Source organism: Ancalomicrobiaceae bacterium S20 (genome assembly GCA_040269895.1).
Classification (GTDB): domain Bacteria; phylum Pseudomonadota; class Alphaproteobacteria; order Rhizobiales; family Ancalomicrobiaceae; genus Methyloraptor; species Methyloraptor flagellatus.
The window spans coordinates 701959-726053 of the sequence record CP158568.1; the positions used below are offsets into that span (position 1 = coordinate 701959).

Here is a 24095-nt window from a genome sequence, read left to right on the forward strand (position 1 = left end):
CCGATCCCTCGGGCGAGGAGGGGAACCGCCCGCCGCGTCTGCGGCGCCGGCTCGCCGCGGTGGCGCGCGGGGCTGCGGTCATGGCGGGCGTCGGGCTGGTGGTCGGCGCGGCGGTCGCGGGCGGGCTCTGGAACGGGTTCCGCGCCTATGCCGCGTCGCTGCCGCCGCTCGACCTGCGCGTCGCCTCCGTGCAATCGACCACCGTGGTCGATCGCGAGGGGCGGCTGCTCAGGCCGTTCACGACCGAGGACGGCCGGTGGCGGCTGCCGGTGACGGCGGCGGATGTCGATCCGCGCTTTCTCGACATGCTGACAGCCTTCGAGGACGCGCGGTTCCGGCATCATGCCGGCGTCGATCCGCTGGCGATGCTGCGCGCGGCCGGGCAGATGGTCGTCAACCGGCGGGTCGTCTCCGGCGGCTCGACGCTGACCATGCAGGTCGCGCGCCTGCTCGAACCGCGCGACGATCGGACGATCGGCGCCAAGCTCCGGCAGGTGGCGCGCGCGTTCGAGCTCGAACGGCGCTTCTCCAAGCCGGAGATCCTGTCGCTCTACCTCAATCTCGCGCCTTACGGCGGCAACATCGAGGGCATCCGCGCGGCGAGCTTCGCCTATTTCGGCAAGGAGCCGAAGCGGCTCGGCGTCGCCGAGGCCGCGCTGCTGGTCGCGCTGCCGCAATCGCCGGAGACGCGGCGGCCGGACCGCAATCCAGCCGCGGCGCTCGCCGCCCGCGACCGGGTGCTCGGCCGCGCGCTCGCCCGCCATGTGATCGCGGGGCCGGAGGTGGTGCGCGCGCGGCTCGACGGCGTGCCGGCCGCGCGGCTGCCGTTCCCGATGATCGCGCCGCATGCGGCCGAGGCGGCGGTCGCCGAGCGGCCCGATGCGAAGCTGCACCGGCTGACGATCGATCTCAGGCTCCAGAAGTCGCTTGAAACGCTGGTGCGCGACCGGGTCGAGCCGCTCGGGCCGAAACTCTCGGCGGCGGTGGTCGTCGTCGACAATGCCTCGGGCGAGGTGCTCGCCTCCGTCTCCGGCCCGGACTACTTCTCGGCCGAGCGCGCCGGCTCGGTCGACCTGACCGCGGCGATGCGCTCGCCCGGTTCGGCGCTCAAACCGTTCATCTACGCGCTCGCGTTCGAAAACGGCCTCGCGCATCCCGAGACCATGGTCGAGGACCGGCCGACGCGCTACGGCGCCTGGGCGCCGGAGAATTTCGACCAGTCCTTCCACGGGCTCGTCACCGCGCGCAAGGCGCTGCAGATGTCGCTCAACATGCCGGCGGTCGAGATGCTGGAGGCGGTCGGCCCGGCGCGGCTGATCGCGCGGTTGAAGGGGGCGGGCGCGGAGATCGCGATGCCGAAGGAGGGCGGCGCGCCCGGCCTCGCGGTCGGGCTCGGCGGCCTCGGCATCCGGCTCGAGGATCTCGCGCGGCTCTATGTCGGTCTCGCGCGCGGCGGCGACACCGTGCCGCTCGTCCGCCGCGTCGGCGAGCGTTTTGTCGACCGCGACCGGCTCAGGCTGACCGACCGCGTCTCGGCCTGGTACATCGCCGACGTGCTGCGCGGCGCGCCGCCGCCGGTCAATGCGCCGGGCGGCCGGATCGCCTACAAGACCGGCACCTCCTACGGCTATCGCGACGCCTGGGCGGTCGGCTTCGACAGGCGCTTCACAGTCGCGGTCTGGGTCGGCCGGCCGGACGGCGCGCCGGTGCCGGGGCTGGTCGGCCGCGTCGTCGCCGCGCCGATCCTGTTCGATGCCTATCAGCGGCTCGGCGCCGAGCCGGAGCCGATCCCGCAGCCGATGGGCGCGCTGATCGCCACGACAGCGACGCTGCCGCCGCCGCTTCGGCACATGCGCAAGGACGTGCCGAAGACGCTTGCCGCCACCGTCGACGCCGAGCTGAAGATCTCGTTCCCGCCCGACGGCGCGCGCATCGATGCCGGCTTTGCCGGCGGCGCGGCACCCACCGAGGCCTCGCCGCTGGCCTTGAAGGCGCTCGGCGGCGTGCCGCCGCTCGTCTGGCTCGTCAACGGCGTGCCGGTCTCGACCGTCGAGGGCCGCCGTCCGGCGTTCTGGCAGCCGGACGGCGCCGGCTTCGCGCAGGTCTCGGTGATCGACGCCAAGGGCGCGACGGCGACCGTCAGGGTGCGGCTGGAGTGACGGACCTGCTGTGAGCGGGTGAGGCTGCCTGCGTCCATCAAGGGGCTCGGTCCCGCTTTCGTGACAGGACGGGGCCGGCATCCTGCGCTAAACGACGCAAGTCTCTTTTTCGCCATCCGGGATTTCCCTCACCCATGGCCTTGCCGACCAATCGCACCGTGCCGCTGATCGTTGCCGCGGCGCTGTTCATGGAACATCTCGATTCCACGATCATCTCGACCGCACTGCCGGCCATGGCCGAGGACATCGGCGTGTCGCCGGTCCGGCTCAATCTGGCGATCACGGCCTATTTGGTCACCATGGCGGTGTTCATCCCGGCGTCGGGCTGGCTCGCAGACAAGATCGGCGCGCGGCATGTGTTCGTCGGGGCGATCGGGCTTTTCCTCGCGGGTTCGCTGTCTTCGGGTGCGGCGCCGAACCTCGAGATCCTGGTGCTCGGCCGGCTCGTGCAGGGGCTCGGCGGCGCGATGATGGTGCCGGTCGGCCGGCTCGTGCTGCTGCGCTCGGTGCCGAAGGACGAGCTCCTCGGCGCCATGGCCTGGCTCACAGTGCCCGCGCTGATCGGGCCGGTGATCGGCCCTCCGCTCGGCGGCTTCATCACGACCTATTCGTCCTGGCGCTGGATCTTCTGGATCAACCTGCCGATCGGCGTGATCGGCATCGTCGTGGCGCTCCTGCTCCTGCCGAACGTGCGCGAACGTTCGGTGCCGCCGTTCGACCTGCAGGGCTTCATCATCAGCTCGGTCGGGCTGGCGCTCATGGTGTTCGGGCTGGAGACGGTCGGGCGCGGCGTGTTTCCGTCGCAGATCTCGATCGCGGCCGGTATCGCCGGTGTGGCGCTCCTGTGGGTCTATGTCCGGCACGCGCGCGGCACGCCGCGGCCGCTCGTCGACATCGCGCTCCTGAAGATCCCGACGTTCCGCGCCGCGGTGGTCGGCGGCTCGCTGTTCCGGATCGGCGTCGGCGCGATCCCGTTCCTCTTGCCGTTGCAGCTTCAGATCGGCTTCGGCCGCTCGCCGATCGAGTCGGGGCTCACCACCTTCGCCTCCGCCGCCGGCGCCATGACCATGAAGTTCGCCGCGAGCCGGATCATCGACACGCTCGGCTTCCGGCGCACGCTGGTGCTCAACGCGGTGCTCGCCAGCCTCTTCCTGGTCGCGATCGCCGCGATCGGACCGGGCTGGCCGACCACGCTCGTCATCGCGCTGCTGCTCGCAGGCGGGTTCTTCCGCTCGCTCGAATTCACCGCCATCAACGCGATCGGCTATTCCGATGTCGATCAGGCGCGCATGAGCCGGGCGACGGCCTTCACCTCGATGGCTCAGCAGCTGTCGATCTCGGGCGGTGTCGCGCTCGCGGCCTTCATCCTGCACCTGCTCGGCGTCGGGGATCGTGAACCGACCATCGTCGATTTCCAGATCGCGATCGTGATCGTCGGCGTGATCTCGCTGACCTCGGTCGGCTACTTCTGGCGGCTGTCGCCGGAGGCGGGGCGCGACATGATCCGCTCGCGCAAGAAGGCGGCGGCCGAGCCGGCGACCGCGAGCGGCGCGGCGGAGTAACGCTGTTCAGCTCTGCCGGGGATCAGCGCCGCGTCGAGGCGGCGAGATCGCGTAGCGCGTCGACCAGCCGCTCGGCGCCGATCTCGGGCGCCCCGACGTTCTGGATCACGATCAGAGAGGGCGCGGCCGGCAGCGCATCGCCGGCGCGGTCGAGCCGGGCGTTGACGCTCTCGATCGTTTCGCGGCCGCGGCCGGCGAGCCGCGCGGCCAACACTTCGCGGGGCGCGGTCACGAAGACCACGGTGACGCGGGCATAGCGGGCGAGCGCCTCCGGCACGATCCGACGCGAGACGTTGACGACGACGACGGCGCCGGCGCGGATCTCCCCGTCGATCGAGGCCGGCACGGCATAGCCGAGGCCGTGCGCCTCCCACCACAGCGCGGCCTCGCCGCCGGCGACGAAATCCGCGAAGGCCTCCGGCGCGATCGCCTCGTTGTCCTCGGTCGCATCCGGCGGCCGCGTCACGACGCGGCGCGGGAAGGTGATGCCGTCGTCGTGGATGAGCGTCTTTCGGGCGAGCGCGAGGAGCGTGTCCTTGCCGGCGCCGGAGGGGCCGACCACCAGCACCAGCGCCCCGGGGCCGATCTTCTCGCGGCCGTCCGCGTCCGGAACGGCGCGAGCAGCGCCGGTGTGATCGAGGAGATCGGACATGGTCTCGTTCGCTTTCGAACAGGGGCGCGCGCGACTCGGCCGCCGCGCGCTTCGAGCCATACTCGTCTATCGAGGTTGACGCGACCGTTTCGTGACGGCGGCGCCGTTCGCGGCGCCGCGGCTTCGCCGCAGTTCCTTGTTCCGCGGCTTCGCCGCGATTCTACTCCGCGGCTCCGCCCACTGTCGCAGTGGCGGCCTCGGCGGCCGGTCGCGTGCGCAGTTGCAGCACCCTTTCGCGATAGACGATGTAGACGCCCGAGGCGACCACGATGGCCGAGCCGATGACGGCCGCGCCGGTCGGCAGCTCGCCGAAGATCCAGAAGCCGAGAATGCCGCCCCAGACGATCGAGGTGTATTCGAGCGGCGCGATGGTCGAGGCGTCGGCGAGGCGATAGCTCTGGGTCAGCAGCAACTGGCCGATGCCGCCGGAAACGCCGGTCAGGACCAGGAGCCAGAAGTCGCGCGCGCTCGGCACGACCCAACCGAACGGCAGCGACAGGAACGAGAACAGCACGCAGCCGATGCAGAAATAGACCACGATCGCGCCGGTGCGTTCGGTCACGGTCAGGCTGCGGACCTGGATCATCGCGAAGGCGGTGAACACGGACGAGCAGAGCGCGAACAGCGCGCCGAGCGCCTGTTGGCTCTCGCGGAACCGGTCGAGGTCGCCGAGATGCGGCCACAGGATCACCAGCACGCCGACGAAGCCGACCGCGACCGCCGCCCAGCGGTGGATCCGCACGGTCTCGCCGAGCAGGATCGCCGCGAAGGCGACCGTCATCAGCGGTGCGGCATAGGTGATCGCCATGCCGTCGGCGAGCGGCAGGCGCTGAACCGCGGCGAACCACAAGACCATCGATGTCACGCCGACGGCGGAGCGGATGATGTGGCCGAAAGGCCGGTCGGTCTTCAGCCCGCGCGGAAAATCGCCCTGCATCATCAGATGCAGCAGCACCGGCACGAGCGCGATCGCCGAACGGAAGAACACGACCTCGCCGGCCGGTACCCGATCGCCGATCGTCTTGATCGACACGAGCATGATCGCGAAGCAGAAAGTCGAGACGAGTTTCAGGCTCGCTCCGAGGAGAGGTTTCATCGGGGAGAAACGCAGGCCACTGCCGAAGCGAGGAATGAAGCTGCCGAGGCGGTGACGACACACCGTGGCGCGAGTTTCCGATTATAGGCGAGTCCGGCGTCGCGACGTCTTCGAAATCCGACAGACCGATCCGCCTCCCACGCATGGAAGGCGGTGTCAGAACCGTTCGCCGAGCAAACGCGCCCAGCTCTCGCCGGCGAGGCCGCCGATGTAGATGTCGCCGCGCTCGGCCGCGCGGCGCACGGCCTCGTGGCGGGAGCTGCAGACGAGATAGCCCTTGGGCCGGAAGAAGACGCCGGGCTGGCGAATCCAGGCATCCATCTCGCGCGGCTGGCACATGCCGCGCGCGCCGGCGCAGCCCATGGCGTCGAGACGGGCGAGCAGCGCCTGCGCGGCGGCATCCGTCTGCCGGCCGCGCGGCACGAGCAGGTTCAGAACCAGCGCCATGCGGCCGGGTGCTGCGAAATAGGCGGCGAGCCCGGCCTCCCGGCCATCCCGATCGGCGAGGCGGGCGAAAGCGAGGGGGCCGTTGGTGGTCCGCCGGCGCGCCATCGCCATCAGCCAGCCGAGTTCATCGGCGTCCCAGGCCGGCCGCAGGGCGTAGCTTTCGAGCAGCGCCGGCGCGGCGGCTATGAAGGTTTCCGTGTCGATCGGCGTCAGATGGAGTTCGTTCGGCTCGACCGGTGCCAATCGCCGGACGAGGCGGCGGGTCAGCCCGTCGAGGGCGCCGGCCGCGGGGCGAGCGCGCGCCATGCCGGTCCTCCGGCGCCATGGGCCAGATGATCGAGGCCGAGCGCCGCCGGGCGAAACACCTTGACCCATTCCAGGCTCTGGATCGGCAGCACGGCCGCGCCCATCGCCTTCAGCGCATCGGCCGTCTCGGGCCGGCTCGATTCGGAGAACAGGAAGTCCTGCGTGCGGCGGCGCAGGGACAGGCTCAGCGATGTCGCCGCGCCCGGATCGCTCGACATGAAATTCGTCAGCATGCGGCCGGTGAAGGTCTCGCCCTCGCAACGCATCCGGATCGGCGTCGCGCACAGCACCGCGTCGATCCGGCCTTGCGGGCCGACGTGCACAAGGCTGCCGACCTCACGATCATAGGCGGGCGATCCGAACAGCAGGTCGCGGAAATAGCCGATCAGCTCGGGCGAGGGGGGACGCCGGTCCCCCTGGAAGATCGTCTTGAAGAGCGCCGCGACCTCGGGAAGGTCGCTCGGCTCCAGGGGTCTTGTCGACGACGACATCGCGGCTCGTGATCCAGTCTTCCTGCTCCGGTCCCGTGCCAGCGATCTGGCAGGGGAACGGTGACGAAAGGATGAATCGGATCACGGACCGCGATGATGTTTCAGTGATTTGCCGACAGGTTTGTCAGCATTCTCGGTCTTAACGTGTCGAATCCGTCTGGACACTTAGCTGGAGGCGGTCTCCTGCAGTGCTTCCCACACGCGCAGCGGCGTCAGCGGCATGTCCACATGGCGGATGCCCGCGGCACGCCACAGCGCGTCGTTGACGGCATTGGCGACCGCCGGGGTCGCGCCGATTGTGCCGGCTTCGCCCGCGCCCTTGATACCGAGCAGGTTGGTGGTCGAGGGAATGTTGCGCGTGTTGAAGGCGAAGGACGGCAGGTCGTCGGCGCGCGGCACGCCGTAGTCCATGAAAGACGCGGTCAGGAGCTGGCCGGTCTCGTCGTAGACGGTGTTCTCGATCAGCGCCTGACCGATGCCCTGGGCGATGCCGCCATGGACCTGGCCGGCGAGCAGGATCGGGTTCACGGTCACGCCGAAGTCGTCCATGATCGTGTAGCCGACGACGTCGACCTTGCCGGTGTCCGGATCGATCTCGACCTCGCAGACATGGGTGCCGTTCGGATAGGTGCACTCGTCCTGCTTGAAGTCGCCGTAGCCCTTGCGGGCGTTCTCGTCCGGCGCGGCCTTGGCGATCTCGGCGAGCGAGATCTGCTTGTCGGTGCCGACGACGCGGACGTTGCCCTCGACCAGTTCGAGGTCGGCGGGAGAGGCTTCCAGCTTGTCGGCGGCGATCTGTTTGACCTTCTCGACCAGCACCTTCGAGGCGATGTCGACCGAGGCGAGGCCGAGCGGGATCGAGCGCGAGCCGCCGGTGCCGCCGCCCTTGGCGACCCGGTCGGTGTCGCCCTGAACGGTCTTCACCTTCTCGACGTCGACGCCGAGGTGGCCGGCGATGACCTGGCCGTAGGAGGTCGCATGACCCTGACCGTTGGTCTGGGTGCCGATGTAGAGGGTCAGCGTGCCGTCGGTCTCCAGCACGACATTGGCTTCCTCCGAGCCCGGGAAGGCGCAAGCCTCGATGTAGGAGGCGAAGCCGAGGCCGCGCAGCTTGCCGTTCGCCTTCGAGGCCGCGAGCCGGGCCTCGAAGCCGGCCGCGTCGGCGGCGGCGAGACCGGCGTCCATGTGGCCGGCGAAGTCGCCGGTGTCGTAGAAGCGGCCGGTCGCGGTGGTGTAGGGCAGGGACGCCACGAAGTTACGGCGGCGGAATTCGGCCGGGGTCAGGCCGAGATCATGGGCGGCGACGTCCATCAGCCGCTCGATCAGATAGGCCGCTTCCGGGCGGCCGGCGCCGCGATAGGCATCGACCGGCACGGTGTTGGTGTAGACGCCGCGCACGCGGACCGCCAGCGCGTCGATCGCGTAGAGGCCGGTCGACATGGTGACGCCGACCCAGGGGATGAACGGCGCATACTGGTTCAGGTAAGCGCCCATGTCGGCGATCAGGTCGACGCGGTAGCCGAGGATGTGCGCCTCGTCGTCGAGCGCCAGTTCGGCGACCGTGATGTTGTCGCGGCCCTGCGCATCCGAGATGAAGTGTTCGGTGCGCTCGCCGACCCACTTGACCGGCCGGCCGAGCCGGCGCGCGGCCTCAAGCACGAGCGGGTACTCGTGGAACACGAAAGACTTCGTGCCGAAGCCGCCGCCGACCTCGGGCGTCACGACACGCAGGCGCTTCGGGTCGATGTCGAGGATGTTCTTGGCGATGATGTCGCGCATGCCGTGGCCGCCCTGGGTGCCGGCGGTCAGGGTGAAGCGCTCGGTCGCGGCGTCGTACTCGCCGATCGCGCCGCGGGTCTCCATGTAGTTGGTGACCAGGCGCTGGTTGACGACCTCCAGGCGCACGACCTTGGCGGCCTTGGCGAAGGCCGCGTCGGTCTTCTCCTGGTCGCCGAGCGCGAATTCGAAGGCGAGATTGGTGCCGTGCTCCGGCCAGACCAGCGCCTCGTCCCTGAGCGCCTCGACCGCGCCGACGACGAGATCGAGCGGCACGTAGTCGACCTCGATCGTCTCGGCGGCGGACTTCGCCTGCTCGACCGTCTCGGCGACGATGAAGGCGATCGGGTCGCCGACATGGCGGACCGTGCTCAGGTTCAGGACCGGACGCGGCGGAACCTGCGGCAGGCTGCCGTCGACCTGCTTCAGCAGCGCCTTGCAGGGCAGGTTGCCGAGATTGTCGATGTCCTCGGCGGTCAGCACCAGATGCACGCCCTCGGCGGCGCGCGCGTCCTCGACGCCGGAGAGCGTGAAGCGCGCATGCGCCATGGTCGAGCGCAGCACGACCGCATGGAGCGTGCCCGGCGGGTTGATGTCGGGCACGTAGAGGCCGCGGCCGGTGATCAGCGTCTTGTCCTCGATACGCTTCACGGAGGCGCCGAGGCCGAACTTCACCGGGGGCGTCATCTCGGTCATGGTGTTTTCTCGTTTTCGGTATGGAGGATAAGCGCGGGATGCGGCCGGGCGGCCGACGCGAACTGGATACAGTCTAAACAGCGAATGTGAAGCTCGCCAGCACGCGCCATGGCGAACAGGCGGCGACAGTCATGCGCCGGGCGCAAGGCCTCCTCGGGAGGGAGGCCTCGGCACCCTCAACATGGATCGCGGCGCGGCGGTTTCAACCGGCGCCGCACCGGTCAGGCGAGACCTTCGACCGGTGTTGCATGCCAGCCCTCGGCGCGCAGGCGCCAGAAGGTCTCGCGCAGCTCGGCCGAGATCGGACCGGGCCGGTCGTTGCCCATGATGCGGCCGTCGATGCGCGAGGCCGGCATGATGCCGCCGGCGGTGGTCGACAGGAAGATCTCGTCGGCGTCGAGCACCTCGGCCTTCGGGATCGGACGGATCTCGAAGGGGAGCCCGAGCTTTTCGCAGAGTTCGAACACGGTCTTGCGCGTGATGCCTTCGAGCGCGCCCCGGTCGGGCGACAGCACCTTGCCGTCCTTGATCACGAAGGCGTTGAAGCCCGGCCCCTCGGTCAGGTTGCCGGACATGTCGAGCAGCAGCGCGTTGTCGGCGCCCTTGTCCTCGACCTCGAACAGGGCGCTGGTCAGGTCGCCCCAGTGGAAGTTCTTCACTGTCGGATCGACGCAGACGTCCGGAATGCGCGGCGTCTCGGCGATGATCAGATGCGCGCCGCGGCGCTGCACCTCCTCCGGCACGACCCAGACCCAGGGCACGGCGAAGGCGGCGAAGTGGTTGGCGCAGGAGCCCGGCATGCGCGCGGGCATGCCGGGACGCGGCACGCCGCGCAGGCAGTCCATCGCGACATAGGCCTCGCGGCGGCCGAGCAACTGCACGCAACGGGTCAGGATCGCGCGGATCTCGGCCATGGTCTCGGTCGGCTGCATGCGCAGCGCGCGCATCGATGCCTCGAAGCGCGCCAGATGATCGTCGAGCCGGAAGAAGGCGCCGTTCCAGACACCGACCACGTCGTAGGTGACGTCCGAGCGGCGATAGCCCCAGTCGGTCATGGGGATCGCGGCCTCGCCGATCGGCACGAAGCGGCCCTTCACGTAGGCCGCGCCGGCGGCGAAGGTATTTTCGGGCGCTGAGCTCTCGACGTGGTCGGTCTTCATTTCGGCTCCAGTTTGGGCGGGTTCAGGTCATCGCGGCGCGATGGGCTTCCGCGAGCGCCCCGAGCGAGGTGAAGCGGAAGTCCGGCTGCGGCCATTCCGCAGGCACGGCGGTGGCGCCGCTGCCTGCAAGACCGGCACGCCGATCGATCCAGCAGCGCGCCAGTCCGGCTTTCGCGGCCGGCACGTGGTCATGAAACAAACTTTGGGCCACATGCAGGATCTGGTCGGGCGCGAGCTTCAGATCGATGTCCGCGCGCGCGAGCAGATAGGTGAAATTGCGCGGGCTCGGCTTGTAGGAGCCGATGTCCTCGGCCGTGTAGACCGCGTCGAAGGCGATACCGAGCTTGCGCCGGCTGGCGGCGAAGCTCGCATTGTCGATGTTCGATAGGATCACGAGCTTGAAGTGCCGGGCCAGATAGGCGAGCGCCTCGGCCGAGTCCGGAAACGCCGGCCAGTCCGGCACCGAGCCGCCGAAGCGGTCGTGCAGGTCGGCTTGGGTCGCGACGCCCCAGTGGGCGGCGAGCCGGGCATGGACGACGGCGAGCAGCGCCGAATAGCGCAGCGACGGCGTCGCGGCCTGCTGATCGCTTTCGAAGCGGCCGAAGGTCTGGAGCGCCTCCTCGCGCCCGATCGTCAGCCCGCCGGCCGACAGGAGCGGCTGGAGCGCGTTCCAGATCCCGGTCTCCCAGTCGATCAGCGTGCCGTAGCAATCCATGGTCAGGGCTTTGAATTCGCGGAGGTCCATCGTTCGTCTCCCGTGTGGTCGGCTGCGGCGACACTATCGGGCGGCGGAGCGAGCCGGATTGGCCGGACCTCCGGAAAACTTGGCCGAGGCTCCGTTTCTCCAGGCCTTCAGTCGTCTGGCGTCCGGGCCGGTAGCGCGCGGAACGCCGAAGGACTGAGGCCGAAGGCGCGGCGGAAGGCACGGTTGAACGACGAGACGTCCTGATAGCCGAGCTCGTAGGCGACGAGCGAGACCGGATCGGCGCTGGTCGTCAGGCGTTCGGCCGCGCGGTCGAGCCGCTTGCGCAGCCGGTACTGCTGCGGCGACTGGCCGATCAGGGTCCGGAACAACGCATGAAAATGGCTCTGGCCGAGCCCGGCGCGGCGGGCGAGTGCGGTGACGTCCGGCGTTTCGTCGAGATCGGCGAGGCCGGCGGCGACCGCGAGCACGCGCTGTTCGGCGCCGGCGAGCGGCCGGACCGGCTCGGCGACCGGCACGAGCTTGACGCCGCTCAGCACGATGGCGGCGGCGTCGGCGGCGCGACGGCTGTCGGCCCGCACCTCCGTGCCGATCAGATCGAACAGGCGCCAGATCCACGGATCGACCGGCGCGAGGCGAGGGCGGCCGTCGGCGAGTACGGCGGGCATGCCGTCCGCGGCGAAGCTGCCGTCCTCGATGTCGAGGATCAGGGCGCAGCAGTCGCGGCTGGGCGCGAAGTCGTGACGATGGGCCGTGGGGATCACCGCAAGCTGGTGGCCGGCGACGGTGATGGCACGGTCGTCGAGTTCGAAGTGCATCGCGCCGGTCAGCGGCACCACGATCTGCGCGTAATCGTGCCGATGGCTGTCACCGCGATCATAGGTCCGGACGTCGAGCTGGATCGACATGGCGATGCTCCCAAGCGGAGCGACAGCGTGCCGTGCACGGCGGCCTGGCGCAAGGTCGAGATCGGCCGTTCGTCAAGAACCGGCGAGCCGTCCCGGTGCGTGGCGTGGCCCTCGCTTACCTGTGTGCGGCGTGGCGCGCCTCACTTGCCCGTGCAGACGAACCGGTAGGCGCGGGCGAAGCCGTCGAGCGAGAATTCGTGGCAGTCCGAGCCGGGGCGGCCCCTCGGATCGGTCGGGCACAGGGCGAGATGCGAGCGCGACAGCGCGGTCTTGGCGTTGACCGAGACGTAGAACTGGCCGTCGAGATCCTGCAGTTCGAGCGTCACGCCCTTGGCCGGCTCGTCGTATTTGCCGGCGCGGGCGAAGGCGACGGCAGCCTTCAGCGTGCGGCTCTGTTCGGGGTCGGCCTCGCCCTCGATCTTGAAATAGCTCTCCTGCCGCTCGCTGGAGAAGGCGAGAAGGATCTCGTCGCCGTCCTTGGTCGTGTCGCAGGGCTCGTCGGCGCTCTGCGTCACGGAGAGGATCGACTCGCCGTGGTTCTTCTCGCGTGCAAAGGCGTAGCGGCCGAGGCCGTTGTCGCCGAGGAGCGTGCGATAGGTCCAGGCACCGACCTTGACCGGCGGCGTTTCCTTCTCCTGGGCGCGGACCGAGGTGGCCGCGGCGAGGAGGGCGGATACAAGGAGGGCAGGGGCGAGAATCAAGGGCGCGCGCATGCGATGAGCCAAACGCGTGTCGGCGGCGGAATCGTGGCGAGCCGTTCGACGCGGCTCACCCTTTCAGCGCGCGGAAGTGCCTGACCAGACCCGCCGTCGAGCCGTCGCGCGCATCGGGTTCGGCCTCGCCCTTGACGATCGGCAGGAGCTCGGAGGCGAGCTGCTTGCCGAGCTCGACGCCCCACTGGTCGAAGGAGTTGATGTCCCAGATCACGCCTTCGACGAACACCTTGTGCTCGTACATGGCAAGCAGGCGGCCGAGCGTGAACGGATCGAGCTTGCGATAGAGGATCGTCGTCGAGGGGCGGTTGCCGGGGAACACCTTGTGCGGCGCGAGTGCGTCGATCGCGTCCGGCGCCATGCCCGCCGCCTCGAGTTCGGCGCGCACCTCGTCGGCGGTCTTGCCGCGCATCAGCGCCTCGGCCTGGGCGAAGGCATTGGCGACGAGCTTGGCGTGGTGATCGCCGAGCGTCTCGTGCGGCTCGGCGGCGACCAGGAAGTCGACCGGCACGATGTCGGTGCCCTGGTGGATCAGCTGGTAGAAGGCATGCTGGCCGTTGGTGCCGGGCTCGCCCCAGACGACCGGGCCGGTCGGCCTGGCGACGAGCCGGCCGTCCTTGCGCACGCGCTTGCCGTTGCTCTCCATGTCGAGCTGCTGGAGATGCGCGGGGAAGCGGGCGAGGCGCTGGTCGTAGGGCAGGATCGCCTGGGTCGGGAAGCCGAGCAGGTTGCGATACCAGACGCCGATCAGCGCCAGGATCACCGGCAGGTTCTGTTCCAGCGGCGCGGTGCGGAAATGGTCGTCCATCGCCTGGCCGCCGGCGAGGAATTCCTCGAACCGGTCCGGGCCGATGCCGATCATCACCGGCAGGCCGATCGCCGACCAGACTGAATAGCGGCCGCCGACCCAGTCCCAGAAGCCGAAGGCGCGGTGCTCCTCGATGCCGAAGGCCTTCACTTTCGGGATCGCGGTCGAGATCGCCGCGAAGTGGCGCGGCACCGCGTCCTCGCCGAGCGCCTCGGCGATCCAGGCGCGCGCGCTCGCGGCATTGGTCATGGTCTCGAGCGTTGTGAACGTCTTGGACGCGACGATCACCAGCGTCGTCGCCGGGTCGAGCCGGGCGAGCGTGTCGTGGATGTGGGCGCCGTCGACGTTCGAGACGTAGTGGATGCGTGGGCCGTCGTTGTAGGGGGCGAGCGCGATGTTGACCATCGCCGGGCCGAGGTCGGAGCCGCCGATGCCGATGTTGATCACGTCGGTGAACGGTTTGTCGGTCGCGCCCTTGACCTGGCCGGAGCGGACACCGTCGGCAAAGGCGCGGCAGCGGGCGAGCACGGCGTGGACGTCGAGCGTGACGTCCTGCCCGCCGACGGTGAAGGCGCGCTTGGCGGTGTTGCGGAGCGCGACGTGCAGCACGGCGCGCGCCTCGGTGCCGTTGATCGCCTCGCCCGAGAACATGCGCTCGCGCCAGGCCTCGACGCCGGCGGCGCGGGCGAGCGCGACGAGCAGGTCCATGGTCGCCGGCACGATGCGGTTCTTCGAATAGTCGACGAGCAGATCGTCGAGGCGCGCCGACAGGCGCTCGAACCTGTTCGCATCGACCGCGAACAGGTCGCGCATGTGCAGCGGCTCGACGGCCTCGGCGTGGGTCGCGAGCTCGGCGAAGGCGGCTTCCACGGGATCGGTCATGTCGATGAACTCTCGGGAGATGAGATCGGCGGTGGTGTCGTTGAGACCGGTCATGACCCGTGATCCTCCGCTTTCGGGGTGCCGCCCCTGTCGTCGCCCGGTTTGCGCCGGTGCCTCCCCGGCGACCTCGCATGGAATACCGGCGATAAAGCGTCGGCTCGGCCGTTGGTTCCGCCGCGGCTGCCGGTCGGCGGCGGTGCCGCGTGACGGCTGCCGGGCGTACCGGGTCAGAACGCCTTGAAGGTGATGATGGTCTTGGTGTCCTGGATCCCGGCGATCCGCTGGACCTTCTCATTGACGAAATGGCCGATGTCGGCCTCGTCCTCGACGTAGAACTTCGCGATCAGGTCGTAGTCGCCGGCGGTCGAATAGACCTCCGAGGCGATCTCGGCGTCGGCGATCGAGGTGGCGACGTCGTAGGAGCGGCCGAGCTGGCATTTGATCAGGACGAAGAACGGCTTCATGGCACCCTCGGCGGACAAGATCGGTGCGCGGGGCGAACCGGCGCGGGCGCCAATCGATCAGATCGCGCCGCGTCCGGCAAGAGGGGGCGAGAGGGCGCGGCGCGGGGGATCGGTTGGTCCTCGCGCGATCGGTCCTTGCCAGCGTGAAGCAAGCGGCCTAGGTAAAGGGCCATGATCTCATGGGGGTGCCCGGAGGACGGCAGTGGTTCGACCACGCGACCGTCGCGGCCGGGCTGAGAGGCGCGATGCCAACCCCTCGAACCTGATCCGGGTCGTGCCGGCGGAGGGATTTGAGATGGAAGAGCAGTCCAGCGCCAGAACCATCGTCGCGCCCGTCGGGGTCTTGTCCGCCGCCGCCGAGCCATCGCCGGCCACCGGTTTCGACGCCTCCCGCGTCGCGGCCCTGCTCGGCGCCGTGCGCGCGCCGGCCGCGCATCCACGCCATCACCAATCCGGTCGCGCAGACCTACACCGCGAACATGCTGCTCGCGGTCGGCGCCGAGCCGTCGATGACCTCGTCGGCCGAGGAAGTCGCCGCCTTCGTCGCCGCTTCCGACGCGCTGCTGATCAACCTCGGCATGCTCGACAATGCGCGCCGCGACGCCAGCCTGACCGCCATCGAGGTCGCCAAGGCCGAAGGCGTTCGCTGGGTGCTCGATCCGGTCAAGGTGCATGTCTCGCCGCCGCGGCTCGCCTTTGCGCGCGATCTCGTCGGCATGGAGCCGGCCTTCGTGCGCGCCAACCATGCCGAGATCGTCGGGCTCGGCGCGGCGGAACCGGAAGAGTTCGCCACGCGTCAACTGGCGGTCTCGTCGCTGACCACGATCGCGCTCTCCGGCGCGGTCGACATCGTCACCGACGGCATCCGCGTCCTGCGCGTCGCCAACGGCCATCCGCTGATGGACCGGGTCACGGCCATGGGCTGCGCGGGCACGGCGGTCGCGGCGGCGTTCCTCGCGGTCGAGCCCGATCCCGTCGCGGCGGCTGCCGCCGCGCTGGTCGTGCTCGGCATCGCCGGCGAGATCGCGGCGGCCTCGGCCAACGGTCCGGGCTCGTTCGCGATCGAGATGCTCGACGCGCTCTACGGTCTCGACGAGACGCAGGTCGTCGCAAGGGCGCGGCTGCTCTGAGGCCCCGCCTGGCCGTTCGCGCGCGGCCGCTTTCCCTTTCCCTCCTCGATGAAGAGTACCGCCATGACCGCCATTGCCGTCACCATCGCGGGTTCGGATTCCGGCGGCGGCGCCGGAATTCAGGCCGATCTGAAGACTTTTTCCGCGCTCGGCGTCTATGGCGCGAGCGTGATCACGGCCTTGACCGCGCAGAACACGCTCGGCGTCAACGCGATCCACGACGTGCCGCCGGACTTCGTGACCGCGCAGATCGACGCCGTGTTCTCCGACCTCAAGGTCGATGCGGTGAAGATCGGCATGCTCGGCCGCAGCGCGGTGATCGAGGCGGTCGCGGCCGGGCTCGATCGCTGGGGCGGCATGCCGGTGGTGCTCGATCCGGTGATGGTCGCGGCGAGCGGCGATCCGCTGCTTGTGCCGGAAGCGGTCGAGAGCATCATCGCGCATCTGATCCCGCGCGCGGGCCTCGTCACGCCGAACCTGCACGAGGCGGCGCGGCTGACCGGCACACCCATGGCGGCGTCGCGGGCCGAGATGGTCGCGCAGGGCCGCGCGATCCTCGGGATGGGCGCCCGGGCCGTTCTCATCAAGGGCGGCCACAGTTGGGAGACCGAGGCCGCCGACGTGCTGGTCGATGCGGCGGGCGAACGCTGGTTCTCGGCGCCGCGGCATCCGACCGAAAACACCCATGGCACCGGCTGCACGCTGTCGTCGGCGATCGCCTCCGGTCTTGCCAAGGGGCTCGACCTCGACGCCGCCGTGCGGGTGGGCAAGGCCTATCTGACCGCGGCGATCCGCGCGGCGGATGCGCTGCACATCGGCGCCGGGCATGGCCCTGTCGACCATTTCCACGCCTTCCGCGGCTCGGCCGCCTATCGCGCGCCCGAGGTGACCGCATGAGCCGCGCCCCGATCTCCCGCCGCGCGCTCGTCGGCGCTGGCCTCGCGGCCTCCGGGTCGCTGCTCTCGACTTCGACGCTCGCCCAGCCGGCGGTCGCGAAGGGCCTCGTCGAATGGCGCATGGTGACGTCCTGGCCGAAGAACCTGCCGGGGCCGGGCCTCTCGGCGGAGCGGCTGGCGCAGGCGATCGGCCGTCTCTCGGATGGGCGGCTGCAGGTGAAGGTGTTCGCGGCGGGCGAACTGGTGCCGGCGCTCGAGTGTTTCGACGCGGTCGCCGGCGGCACGGCCGAGATGGCGCATACGGCCTCGCTCTACTGGGCCGGCAAGCTGCCGGCGGCGCCGCTCTATACGACCGCGCCGTTCGGGCTGACGCCGCTCGAACATCTGACCTGGGTCGATCAGGCCGGCGGGCAGGGGCTCTGGGACCGGCTCTATGCGCCGTTCGGCATCAAGCCGTTCATGGCGGGCAACACTGGCTTCTCGATGGCGGGCTGGTACCGACGCGAGCTGCGCGGGCTCGACGACCTGAAAGGCCTCAAGATCCGCATCGTCGGGCTCGGCGGCGAGGTCATGCGCCGGCTCGGCGCGACGCCGGTCGCGCTGCCGGCGGGCGAGGTGTTCCCGGCCATGCAGTCGGGCATCGTCGACGCCGCCGAACTGCTCGCGCCCTATTCCGACCTCGCGGTCGGCCTGCACCGCGTGACCAAGCTCTATTACGGGCCGGGCTTCAACAAGCCGAACGGGACGGGCGAGGCGCTGGTCTCGCTCAAGGCCTACGACGCGCTACCGGCCGATCTCAAGGCGATTGTTGCGACCGCCTGCCGCGACGAACATACGACCGCGCTGGCGACGGCCGAGTGGAACAACGCCGTTTCGCTCGCGACGCTGAAGGAGACCCACGGCGTCCAGGTGAAGAGCATGCCGGCCGACGTGCTCGCCGCGGGTGCGCGGATCGCCGAGGGCCTGCTTTCGGAGATCGCGGCCAAGGACGCGCTCTCGGCCGAGATCATCACGAGCTACCGCACCGCCCGCGCCCGGACCGGCCAATGGATGCGCGTGACGCAGGGCACGTTCCTCGCCGCAAGGGATGCGTGAAAATGCGCTTCGTTGATTGTATGGTGTGAATTATAATTCACATCTATGATCGAGGTTAGGCAGACGAGTGTCTTCGAGGCCTGGTTTCGCGCGCTCCGGGACTTGGATGCGCGTCGCCGCATTGCGATGCGGATCGTGCGGCTCGAGGCAGGGCTCTTCGGCGACGCGAAGTCGATCGGAGACGGCGTCAGTGAACTGCGTATCGATTGCGGGCCTGGGTACAGGCTCTATTTCGTCCGGCAGGGATCGACGGTCGTTGTGCTGCTCTGCGGCGGCGACAAGGGTAGCCAGGATCGAGACATCCGTCGCGCCAAGAGCTTGGCGGCGGAGTTGCTCGGGGGAACGCCATGACGTTGGAAACCACCCGCTTCGATGCGGCCGAGTTCATCGATACGCCGGAAGCACAGGCGGCGTTGCTCGCCGACGCGGTCGAGACGGGTGATGCCGGCTATATCGCTGCCGCCTTGGGGACGGTTGCACGGGCGCGCGGCATGACCAATGTCGCGCGCGAGGCAGGCGTCACTCGCGAGGCCTTGTACAAGGCGCTTTCGGCCGATGGCGATCCACGGCTGACCACGCTGCTCGGAGTCGTCAAGGCGCTGGGCTTGAAGCTGTCGCTCGCCCCCGCCGAGTGAAATCGGACACGAAACAGCCGGGCCCGCGGCGCGGACCCGGCTCTTCTGTCATCGGATCGAAACGGCGTCAGCCCGGATAGGCGATGACCGTCTGGGACTGTTCGCCGAGGCCGGCGATGCCGAGGCGCATGGTGTCGCCGGGCTTCAGGTAGACCGGCGGCTTCATGCCCATGCCGACGCCCGGCGGCGTGCCGGTGGTGATCACGTCGCCCGGATCGAGCTGGAAGAACTTCGAGATGTAGTGGATCAGGTACGCCGCGCCGAACACCATGGTGGCGGTGTTGCCGGTCTGGACGCGCTTGCCGTTCAGGTCGAGAAACATGTCGAGCTTCTGCACGTCGGCGATCTCGTCCGGCGTGACCAGCCAGGGGCCGAGCGGGCCGAAGCCCGGCGCCGCCTTGCCCTTGACCCACTGGCCGGTGCCCTCGGTCTGCCAGGCGCGCTCGGAGAGGTCGTTGCAGACCGCGAAGCCGGCGACGTAGGACAGCGCGTCGGCTTCCGAGACATGGTAGGCGGTCTTGCCGATCACGATGGCGAGCTCGACCTCCCAGTCGGTCTTCACCGAGCCGGGCGGGATCACGACGTCGTCGTTCGGGGCGGCGAGGCAGTTCGGGGCCTTGTTGAACAGCACCGGTTCCTTTGGCACCGGCAGATTGCTCTCGGCGGCGTGGTCGGCATAGTTGAGGCCGACGGCGATGAAGTTGCCGATGCGGGCCACGCAGGGGCCGATGCGCGCGCCGGCGGGAGCGGCGGGCAGGCTCATCGGGTCGATCGCGCGGATCTTGTCCAGCGCGGCCGGGGTCAGGCCCTCGCCCTCGAAATCGGGCACGCGCCCGGCGAGATCGCGGATCGTGCCGTCGGCGGCGACGATGCCGGGATTCTCGGCCCCCTTGAGCCCGAAGCGGACGAGTTTCATTCCGATATCCTCCCGATCTGTGATGGAGCGCGCATGCGCGGATGCCGCCGTCCCGGCGGGCTTCCCTGCGCTTCGCGGCGCGCGGATCATGCGTTGCATGCTAGCAGCAAGCAAGGCCGGCGGCGCGCACAGGCTATGCGCGCGCCCGTCCCGGCGCAACGACGCTGAAGGAGCCAAGATCGACTGTCATAAAACCGAGACCGGAATCGTGTCTTTCGGGGTGAAACGGATCAAGAGCCCGGATCACGACCATGTCGGCTCCCTCGGAATCTAAAATGTTCCGGACGATGTTCCTCTCGGACATCCATCTGGGAACCCGCGGCTGCCAGGCCGAGCTTCTGCTCGACTTTCTGCGCACCCATGACGCCGAGACGATCTTCCTCGTCGGTGACATCATCGACGGTTGGAGACTGAAGCGTTCCTGGTATTGGCCGCAGGCTCATAACGACGTGGTGCAGAAGATCCTGCGCAAGGGTCGCAAGGGCTCGCGCATCATCTATCTGCCCGGCAATCACGACGAGTTCCTGCGCGACTATCTCGGCTCGCATTTCGGCGTGGTCGAACTGGTCGACACCTTCGTGCACGAGACCGCCGACGGCCGGCGCCTGCTGGTCATCCACGGCGACCAGTTCGACGTCGTCGTGCGCCACGCCAAGTGGCTCGCCTTCTTCGGCGACTGGGCCTACACGACCGCGCTCGGCGTCAACACGTGGCTCAACATCGCCCGCCGCAAGCTCGGCTTCCCCTACTGGTCGCTGTCGGCCTGGGCGAAGCTCAAGGTCAAGAACGCGGTCAACTTCATCGGCTCGTTCGAACAGGCGCTGACCCAGGAAGCCCGGCGCGTCGGCGCCGACGGCGTCGTCTGCGGCCACATCCACCACGCCGCGCTGCACGACAAGTTCGGCATTCGCTACGTCAACACCGGCGACTGGGTCGAGAGCTGCACGGCGATCGTCGAGCACCATGACGGTCGCATGGAAATCGTGAACTGGACGCGGCCGAGCGAGGCGCCTGCCTCTGAGCCCACCACGGAGGCGCGCGCCGCCGCATGAAGATTCTCATCGTGACGGACGCCTGGCGGCCGCAGATCAACGGGGTCGTCCGTACGCTGGAACGGCTCGCGCAGGAACTCCAGCAGCAGGGCGTCACCGTCGACTTTCTGACCCCGCTCGAATTCCGCACCCTGCCGTGCCCGACCTATCCGGAAATCCGTCTGGCGCTGACCCGGCGCGAGACGATCCGTCGGCGCATCGAGACGTCGCGGCCGGACTACATCCACATCGCCACCGAAGGGCCGCTCGGGCTCATGGCGCGCAAGGTCGCCATCGAGACCTACGGCGGCTACACGACCAGCTATCACACGCGCTTCCCCGAATATCTCTCGGCCCGGCTGCCGGTGCCGGAGCGCTGGGCCTATGCGTGGCTGCGCCGGTTCCACAACGGCGGCCTGACCTGCATGGTGGCGACCGAGACGCTCCGGCAGGATCTGACCGCGCGGGGCTTCCGCAATCTGGCGATCTGGTCGCGTGGCGTCGACCAGCACCTGTTCCATCCGCGCGCCGAGAACGTGCTCGCGCACCTGCCGAAGCCGATCTTCATGAATGTCGGCCGCGTGGCGGTGGAGAAGAACCTCGAGGCTTTCCTCGACCTCGATCTGCCCGGCTCGAAGGTCGTGGTCGGCGACGGGCCGATGCTGACGCCGCTCGCCAAGAAATACCCGGATGCGCATTTCCTCGGCGCCAAGACCGGCGAGGAACTGGCGCAGGTCTATGCCGCGGCCGACGTCTTCGTGTTCCCGTCGGTGACGGACACGTTCGGCAACGTGCTGATCGAGGCGCTGGCGTCGGGCGTGCCGGTCGCGGCGTTCCCGGTCATGGGGCCGCTCGACATCATCGGCGACTCCGGTGCCGGTGTGCTGTCGCAGGACCTGCGCGCGGCCGCGCTCGCCGCGCTCGACATCTCCCGCGAGGCGGCGCTGGCGCAGGCGCGCCAGTTTACCTGGGAACGGTCGGCCCGGCAGTTCATCACCAACGTGACCAGCGCCGCGCGTCGCCCGCTCGCGGCCGAGTGAGGCAATCGGGATGGGGTCGGGAAACGGGTGTGGGCAGGCGCGATCGCCGGCCCGCGCATGACGCCATGCGCGAGCGGGCGTTGTGACAGCCGGTCGCGGTTGATAGGTCTGACGCCGACGCAGGCCGCCCGTCCGGACCGGCCGCGACAGAACCTCCAAGCCGCGAGGCATGCCCATGTCGTCTTCCGCCGAAACCAGCGCCGCGCGGCGCATTCCGACCTTTGCGGACGTTCTGGCGGCGGCCGAGCGGCTCGCCGGTCAGGCCGTGCGCACGCCGCTGGTGCGCTCCGACGTCCTCGATGCGCTCACCGGCGGCCGGGTGTTCCTCAAGGCCGAGTGCCTGCAGCGCACCGGCTCGTTCAAGTTCCGCGGCGCGTTCAACGCCATCTCGCAGGTGCCGGAGGCGATGCGGGCCAAGGGCATCGTCGCCTGCTCGTCGGGCAACCATGCTCAGGGCGTGGCGGAAGCCGCGCGGCTGCTCGGCTTCCCGGCGACGATCCTGATGCCGTCGGACGCGCCGGCGATCAAGCGCATGCGCACCGAGCGCTCCGGCGCGACGGTCGTTACCTACGATCGCGCCACCGAGGATCGCGAGGAGCGCACGGCGGCGCTGATCGCGGAGACCGGCGCGGAGCTCGTGCACCCTTATGACGACGCCCGCGTGATGGCCGGGCAGGGAACCGCCGCGCTGGAAGCCTTCGAGGATCTGGCCGGCCGCGGGATCGTGCCCGAGGTCGTACTGGTCTGCGCCTCGGGCGGCGGGCTGACCGCCGGCACCGCGCTCGCAACCGAGGCGCGCGCGCCCGCGGCGACCATCTATGCGGTCGAGCCGGATGGTTTCGACGACCTCGGCCGCTCGCTCGCCACCGGCGAGCGGCAGCGCAACAGCCGCACCAGCGGCTCGCTCTGCGACGCGCTGCTGACGCCGAGCCCGGGCGAATTGACCTTCGAGATCAATCGCCGGCTCGTGAAGGCCGGGCTCGCCGTCACCGACGAGGAGGCGCTGAGGGCGGTCGCCTTCGCGGCCAACGAACTGAAGCTGGTGGTGGAGCCGGGCGGCGCCGTCGCGCTGGCGGCACTGCTCTCCGGCAAGCTCGACATCGCCGGCAAGACGGTGGTCGCGCTTCTCTCCGGCGGCAATATCGAGCCGGAGATCTATGTGCGTGCGTTGAAGGGCTGAAGCGCGGCTGGGGCCCGCAGAGTACGCGCCTGATCGGGTACGCGCCTGACCGAAACAAGAATGGCCGCGACCGGCGTTCGTGCCGTCGCGGCCATTCTCATTCATGACGACCGCGCCGGTGTCCGATCGGAGCGATGGCTCGGATCGGAGTTTGCGCTAGCCGAAGACGACGAGCCGCTGCTCGGCGCTGAGTTCGGCGATCGGGTCGAGGTTGGCGACCACGGTCAGCGCCGGGCTCGCTTCCGGCGCGAGCTCGGCCGCCGCTTCCGCCGAGACCGCGACCACCGTGTTGCCGACGGTCACGGTGGTGACGACCGGCGTCGTGGTCTTCGCCTTGCCCTTCTTCGGCGCGGGCGTGGCCGGGGCGAACACGTCGGCCTCGGCCGTCTCGGTCGCGGACGGCGTTTCCGGCGCGGCGAAAACGTCGGCCTCGCGGGCTTCGGGCTCGACCGGATCGACGGCCGCCGCGAAGTCGGCGTCGCTGACGATCTCTTCGGCCATGTCGATGCCGCCGATCTCGGGATCGTCGAGGTCGACCGTCGTGGCGTGGGAATCGAGGCCGCCGTCGGTGCCTTCGGCGACGACGTCGTAATCCATCAGGTCGTCGACCGCCGACTGGTCGACGCCGCGGCCGGCGAGCTGCGGGCCGTTGAGCAGATGCGCGTCGGGGCGCGTATCCATCGGATCGGCGCCGCCGGACGTCTGCATGTCCATGACGACTTCGCTGTCGCCGAGACCCCAGATGCCGATCATCGAGTTGATGCGGCTCTCCAGATAGCGCAGCACGGTCACGACCTTGCGCGTGCGCTGGCCGGTCAGGTCCTGGAACGAGCAGGCGGTGTAGATCTCGGTCGAGCAGGTGTCGAGCTGGTCGCAGAGCGCGTCGTCGACCTTGGCTTCGCGCAGCGTCCAGGCGAGTTCCTGGATCTTCTCGGCGTTGAGCAGGATGTCGTTGGTCGCCATCTCGGTCTGTTCGACGATGGCGTCGAGCTCGGCGCTGGCTTCCGAGAAGCGGCCGCCGTGCTCGGTCTCGAGCTTCATGGTGGCGATCTCCTGCTTGGTGCGGGTGATCGCCTCGGCCATGTCGGCGAGGTCGAGACGGATGCGGTCGATGTCCGGCACCTGCCGCTCGCGCTTGATCGTCTTCTCGAGCCGCTCGAGCGTGTTGAGGATCACGCCGGTGTCCGCGTTGCGGTTGCGCCGGGCATATTCCTGCAGGAACCAGCGGCCGCGCGCGGTCTCCATGACCGCGGCTTCGATCGCGTCGTAATCTTCGATGGGCATCGGTGTCGCGGGGACTTCCTTGGCCATACGGTCTCGCCTCATCGAAGGGCCCCTGGAGTGTGATC

23 protein-coding genes and 1 riboswitch are annotated in these 24095 nt (G+C 69.4%); of the genes, 10 read left to right on the plus strand and 13 right to left on the minus strand.

Annotated elements, in window-relative coordinates:
* Positions 1-80: 80 nt before the first annotated feature.
* Both pbpC and ABS361_03320 read left to right on the plus strand, forming a co-directional pair.
* Positions 81-2159 (plus strand): penicillin-binding protein 1C, encoded by a 2079-nt coding sequence (gene pbpC / locus ABS361_03315; protein ID XBY46797.1) that lies wholly within the window; start codon positions 81-83, stop codon positions 2157-2159.
* Between the two features lie 134 nt (positions 2160-2293).
* Positions 2294-3721 carry an MFS transporter gene (locus tag ABS361_03320; protein XBY45327.1) on the plus strand — a complete coding sequence of 476 codons (1428 nt, stop codon included), beginning with the start codon at positions 2294-2296 and terminating at the stop codon, positions 3719-3721.
* Between the two features lie 22 nt (positions 3722-3743).
* On the opposite strand, the gene phnN is transcribed toward ABS361_03320, so the two are convergent.
* The 11 genes from phnN to ABS361_03375 form a co-directional block, all read right to left on the minus strand.
* Complete coding sequence (gene phnN / locus ABS361_03325; GenBank protein ID XBY45328.1) at positions 3744-4373, minus strand: phosphonate metabolism protein/1,5-bisphosphokinase (PRPP-forming) PhnN; 630 nt, start codon at positions 4371-4373, stop codon at positions 3744-3746.
* A gap of 160 nt (positions 4374-4533) precedes the next feature.
* A complete protein-coding gene (locus tag ABS361_03330; protein ID XBY45329.1) occupies positions 4534-5469 on the minus strand; it encodes a DMT family transporter in 936 nt (311 codons plus the stop codon).
* A gap of 156 nt (positions 5470-5625) precedes the next feature.
* The gene (locus ABS361_03335) at positions 5626-6222 is read right to left on the minus strand and encodes a hypothetical protein (protein ID XBY45330.1); all 597 of its coding nucleotides are present in this window, start codon (positions 6220-6222) and stop codon (positions 5626-5628) included.
* Positions 6180-6713 (minus strand): hypothetical protein, encoded by a 534-nt coding sequence (locus ABS361_03340; protein XBY45331.1) that lies wholly within the window; start codon positions 6711-6713, stop codon positions 6180-6182. Before ABS361_03340 ends, ABS361_03335 begins: the two co-directional genes overlap by 43 nt.
* Positions 6714-6878: 165 nt before the next feature.
* Complete coding sequence (locus ABS361_03345) at positions 6879-9185, minus strand: xanthine dehydrogenase family protein molybdopterin-binding subunit (protein XBY45332.1); 2307 nt, start codon at positions 9183-9185, stop codon at positions 6879-6881.
* A 221-nt stretch (positions 9186-9406) separates the two neighbouring features.
* The gene (locus ABS361_03350; protein XBY45333.1) at positions 9407-10345 is read right to left on the minus strand and encodes an aminotransferase class IV; all 939 of its coding nucleotides are present in this window, start codon (positions 10343-10345) and stop codon (positions 9407-9409) included.
* Between the two features lie 22 nt (positions 10346-10367).
* Positions 10368-11090: a haloacid dehalogenase type II gene (locus ABS361_03355; GenBank protein ID XBY45334.1), complete on the minus strand. Its 723-nt coding sequence runs from the start codon at positions 11088-11090 to the stop codon at positions 10368-10370.
* A 107-nt stretch (positions 11091-11197) separates the two neighbouring features.
* Positions 11198-11956 carry an AraC family transcriptional regulator gene (locus ABS361_03360; protein ID XBY45335.1) on the minus strand — a complete coding sequence of 253 codons (759 nt, stop codon included), beginning with the start codon at positions 11954-11956 and terminating at the stop codon, positions 11198-11200.
* Between the two features lie 140 nt (positions 11957-12096).
* Entirely contained in the window at positions 12097-12669 is a 573-nt protein-coding gene (locus ABS361_03365; GenBank protein XBY45336.1) for a hypothetical protein, read from the minus strand.
* 55 nt (positions 12670-12724) lie between these two features.
* Positions 12725-14359 (minus strand): glucose-6-phosphate isomerase, encoded by a 1635-nt coding sequence (pgi, locus tag ABS361_03370; GenBank protein ID XBY46798.1) that lies wholly within the window; start codon positions 14357-14359, stop codon positions 12725-12727.
* Positions 14360-14586: 227 nt separating this feature from the next.
* The gene (locus tag ABS361_03375) at positions 14587-14823 is read right to left on the minus strand and encodes an Lrp/AsnC ligand binding domain-containing protein (protein ID XBY45337.1); all 237 of its coding nucleotides are present in this window, start codon (positions 14821-14823) and stop codon (positions 14587-14589) included.
* Positions 14824-14994: 171 nt separating this feature from the next.
* Positions 14995-15130, plus strand: a riboswitch (TPP riboswitch).
* Positions 15131-15302: 172 nt separating this feature from the next.
* Between ABS361_03375 and ABS361_03380 the strand changes: the two genes are divergently transcribed.
* The 5 genes from ABS361_03380 to ABS361_03400 all read left to right on the plus strand — a co-directional run bounded on the left by ABS361_03380 (position 15303) and on the right by ABS361_03400 (position 18579).
* Complete coding sequence (locus tag ABS361_03380) at positions 15303-15953, plus strand: hydroxyethylthiazole kinase (GenBank protein ID XBY45338.1); 651 nt, start codon at positions 15303-15305, stop codon at positions 15951-15953.
* A gap of 63 nt (positions 15954-16016) precedes the next feature.
* On the plus strand, positions 16017-16850 hold the full coding sequence (thiD, locus tag ABS361_03385; protein XBY45339.1) for a bifunctional hydroxymethylpyrimidine kinase/phosphomethylpyrimidine kinase: 834 nt from the start codon (positions 16017-16019) through the stop codon (positions 16848-16850).
* Positions 16847-17944, plus strand: a complete 1098-nt coding sequence (locus ABS361_03390; protein XBY45340.1) for a TRAP transporter substrate-binding protein — start codon at positions 16847-16849, stop codon at positions 17942-17944. Before thiD ends, ABS361_03390 begins: the two co-directional genes overlap by 4 nt.
* Positions 17945-17989: 45 nt before the next feature.
* Positions 17990-18295: a type II toxin-antitoxin system RelE/ParE family toxin gene (locus ABS361_03395; GenBank protein XBY45341.1), complete on the plus strand. Its 306-nt coding sequence runs from the start codon at positions 17990-17992 to the stop codon at positions 18293-18295.
* Entirely contained in the window at positions 18292-18579 is a 288-nt protein-coding gene (locus ABS361_03400) for an addiction module antidote protein (protein ID XBY45342.1), read from the plus strand. The genes ABS361_03395 and ABS361_03400 overlap by 4 nt, the downstream gene beginning before the upstream one ends.
* A gap of 67 nt (positions 18580-18646) precedes the next feature.
* Here ABS361_03400 and ABS361_03405 read toward each other — a convergent pair whose 3' ends face one another.
* Entirely contained in the window at positions 18647-19495 is an 849-nt protein-coding gene (locus ABS361_03405) for a fumarylacetoacetate hydrolase family protein (protein ID XBY45343.1), read from the minus strand.
* Positions 19496-19746: 251 nt separating this feature from the next.
* Between ABS361_03405 and ABS361_03410 the strand changes: the two genes are divergently transcribed.
* From ABS361_03410 to ABS361_03420, 3 genes are all read left to right on the plus strand, one after another.
* Positions 19747-20547, plus strand: a complete 801-nt coding sequence (locus ABS361_03410; GenBank protein ID XBY45344.1) for a UDP-2,3-diacylglucosamine diphosphatase — start codon at positions 19747-19749, stop codon at positions 20545-20547.
* The gene (locus ABS361_03415) at positions 20544-21566 is read left to right on the plus strand and encodes a glycosyltransferase family 1 protein (protein ID XBY45345.1); all 1023 of its coding nucleotides are present in this window, start codon (positions 20544-20546) and stop codon (positions 21564-21566) included. Before ABS361_03410 ends, ABS361_03415 begins: the two co-directional genes overlap by 4 nt.
* A gap of 175 nt (positions 21567-21741) precedes the next feature.
* Positions 21742-22746, plus strand: a complete 1005-nt coding sequence (locus tag ABS361_03420) for a threonine/serine dehydratase (protein ID XBY45346.1) — start codon at positions 21742-21744, stop codon at positions 22744-22746.
* 156 nt (positions 22747-22902) lie between these two features.
* Here the strand turns inward: ABS361_03420 and ABS361_03425 are convergent, their stop codons facing one another.
* The gene (locus ABS361_03425; protein ID XBY45347.1) at positions 22903-24030 is read right to left on the minus strand and encodes a chemotaxis protein; all 1128 of its coding nucleotides are present in this window, start codon (positions 24028-24030) and stop codon (positions 22903-22905) included.
* Between the last annotated feature and the right edge of the window lie 65 nt (positions 24031-24095).